Here is a 2,868-nt window from a genome sequence, read left to right as displayed (position 1 = left end):
CATCGAAGTCCTCTGGTCGAGCATCGCGCATGCGCCTTCGTTCCCGCGGCCCATTTCGCCCGGGTTGTTCGATGAATCGCCGCCCTCTTACTACGTGAGGGCGCAGGGAAGGCCGGGCGCTGGCCGCGCCCGTGGCCCGCCTGCAGAAAAAACGCAGGCGGCAGTCACCACAGGTCTGGCCGAACACGCGCGGCCTTCCCCGCGCGATGGTTTTGAGGCTTATACCCGATCTTCCCGGGGACCGGCTTGATTGTCCCCGTCGCCCGCGCGCGTCAATCAGCAGCACGGACTTGGCATCAGCACCGGGATGCCAGAACCACGCGATTTCACCGTCGCATCGAGTTGTTCGTCCGCATGAAGATCATGCTGCAACCCGACGCGCCCACCGCATCCCGCACCAACGTCCGTGACGACCGCGAAGCGCCCCCTCTGTGGGACGGGATGCGTGTATCAAATCATGATTTCGGAAAAACAGCAAGAGAAATATTGTGCGCGAGTGTGGAAGGAGACGAACCGCCTTGAAGGCATTATCGAAATTAGCGTTTTGGCGCAGTCTTCGGGGAGGACTGCGCGAAGACACCCCGATCAAGCTCCTATTTGCTGTCGAGGACATCCCCCTGGCGAGAGAGCGTGCGGCAGCGCCGGGGGCGCCATCAATGACGCAAAGCGTGAGTGGCAGTTCGAAGGCGCTGCGGTTTGCGACGGTTATGATCCTGAAGCCAACGTCTTCCAGGTCAGGCAGCGAGCGTAGGTGAACGAGCGGCAGCATTATGGAGGCGAGCCGGATTTTTCTTCGGTCATCCGGGCTCCAGTTGCTGCAGGCCGTCAATGGCCGCTATCTTGCGGCCGCCGTCAGCAGCTCAAATACAAGGAAACACCATGCCCCTGCTCAAAGGACACATCGCCGTCGTGACCGGCGCGGCCTCGGGGATCGGCCGCGCCATCGCTGCCGGCTTTGCGCGCGAGGGCGCGCGCGTCGTGGTGCTCGATGTCAACGAGCAGGCAGCCGCCGACGCCGCAGCCGAAATCCGCGCGGCACAGGGTGAGGCCGACAGTTTCAAGCTCGACGTGACCAGGCGGGACGATTGCTTTGCCGTCGCCGGCGAGATCGCCGGGCAAGTGGGGCAGGTCTCGATCCTCTGCAACAATGCCGGGATCAACCGCCGCAACGCCTTCACCGGAGATCCCGATGCGGTGCTGAAAGATTGGCAGGACATCATGGCGGTCAATCTCGACGGGCTGTTCAACGTCACGCACGCGTTCCTCGAACCGCTGAAAGCTACGAAGGGGCGCATCGTCAACATCGGCTCGATCCAGTCCTTCGTGCATGTGCGCACGCCGAACTCGGCGGCCTACACCACCTCCAAGCACGGGGTTCTTGGCTTCACCAAGGCGCTGGCCGCCGAGCTCGGGTCGCACGGCGTGCGCGTCAACGCGGTCGGTCCCGGGCTGATCGAGACGCCGCTGAACGCGCAGGTGCGCGCGAATAGTCCGGAGCTGGTGAAGATCTTCATCGACCATACGCCGCTCGGCCGCGCCGGCAAGCCGGAGGACGTCGTCGGTCCCGCCGTGTTCCTGGCGTCCGATCTGGCCTCTTACGTCACCGGGTCCATCGTGATGGCGGATGGCGGCTATCGATCGATCTGAGGTGAGCGTAGCCACGGGCTCGGTGCACCCTCTCCCCTTGCGGGAGAGGGTGGCGAAATCGAACGAAGTGAGATGAAGCCGGGTGAGGGGTCTCTATCCGCGGAGACAAACCCTCACCCGGCTCGCCGCCGCGGTCGCGTTGGCGATCCACCCTCTCGCACAAGGGAGAGGGTGCACCGTCCGTGCGGCGATGTCGGTTAGCTCATCCCGGCGAAGGGCCCCGACATGGCGCCGATGCTGCCTCTACTTCGCCAGCACAATATGCGTGGCGCGCTCCGTCGGAACGTGCTCCACCGTCCGGTATCCGAGCGCGCGCAGGTCCAGATCGCGGAACAGCGCTTCCCCTTGGCCGAGCGCGACCGGAGCGACGGCGAGGTGAATGTCGTCGACGTGGCCGGCTTGAACGTATTGCCTTACGGTCTCGACACCGCCGCCGATCTTGACGTCCTTTGCGCCTGCCGCCTCGCGCGCCTTGCGCAGCGCGCTTTCGATGCCGTCACAGACGAAATGAAATGTCGTCCCGCCCAGCATTTCGATCGGCGGCCGTGGATAATGCGTCAGGACGAAGGTCGGCGCATGATAGGGCGGATTGTCGCCCCACCAGCCCTTCCATTGATCGTCCGGCCAGTCGCCGCGAATGGGGCCGAACATGTTGCGGCCGAGAATGAAGGCGCCGAAGCCGTCCATGGCGCGCCGGGCGAACGCGTCATCGGGGCCGGTGTCACCGCCCTCTTTTCCCACCATCTGACAAAACGTCCGGGTTGGGAAGAACCACTGGAAGATATCAGGGCCATTCACGCCCAGCGGATGCTCCAGGCTCTGCGCAGGCCCTGCGCTGAAGCCGTCGAGCGAGACGCCGAAGCCGGCTACTTTGACTTTGGTCATGATTTCTCCAGTTGCGCTGTGTTCCCGACGCCGTCGCCACACGAAAGATGCACCCTCTCCCCTTGCGGGAGAGGGTGCCTCGCGAAGCGAGGCGGGTGAGGGGTCTGCCTCCACGAGCACAAACGCGGAGAGAGACCCCTCACCCGGCTCGCCGCCGCTTCCGCGTCGGCGGTGCACCCTCTCCCGCAAGGGGAGAGGGTGCACCGTCCGTGCTGCGCGGATTTGCCGAACTACTTGCTCACGCCTTCTTCGCCGCCTTCAATCCCAGCCGCTGCTCCACCGCTTCGCGCATTAAAAATTTCTGGATCTTGCCGGTCACGGTCATCGGGAATTCCT

The 2,868-nt window shown here is 64.2% G+C and carries 2 protein-coding genes; one reads left to right on the top strand and one right to left on the bottom strand.

The window, feature by feature from the left end:
• The first annotated feature begins 879 nt into the window (after nt 1-879).
• The gene (locus WA702_RS26330; protein ID WP_425113471.1) at nt 880-1,647 is read left to right on the top strand and encodes an SDR family NAD(P)-dependent oxidoreductase; all 768 of its coding nucleotides are present in this window, start codon (nt 880-882) and stop codon (nt 1,645-1,647) included.
• 243 nt (nt 1,648-1,890) lie between these two features.
• On the opposite strand, the gene WA702_RS26325 is transcribed toward WA702_RS26330, so the two are convergent.
• On the bottom strand, nt 1,891-2,532 hold the full coding sequence (locus WA702_RS26325) for a dihydrofolate reductase family protein (RefSeq protein WP_425113470.1): 642 nt from the start codon (nt 2,530-2,532) through the stop codon (nt 1,891-1,893).
• Nucleotides 2,533-2,868: the final 336 nt, after the last annotated feature.

It is taken from the genome of Bradyrhizobium sp., assembly GCF_049798375.1.
In the GTDB taxonomy this organism is placed as follows: domain Bacteria; phylum Pseudomonadota; class Alphaproteobacteria; order Rhizobiales; family Xanthobacteraceae; genus Bradyrhizobium.
The sequence above is the reverse complement of the archived record's forward strand: the minus strand, read 5'-3'. Positions and strand labels throughout refer to the sequence as shown.

What these genes read in the sequence shown, in the direction of transcription:
- WA702_RS26325 (WP_425113470.1), bottom strand. Translation starts at nt 2,532, where the DNA reads ATGACCAAAGTCAAAGTAGCCGGCTTCGGCGTCTCGCTCGACGGCTTC.
- WA702_RS26330 (WP_425113471.1), top strand. Translation starts at nt 880, where the DNA reads ATGCCCCTGCTCAAAGGACACATCGCCGTCGTGACCGGCGCGGCCTCG.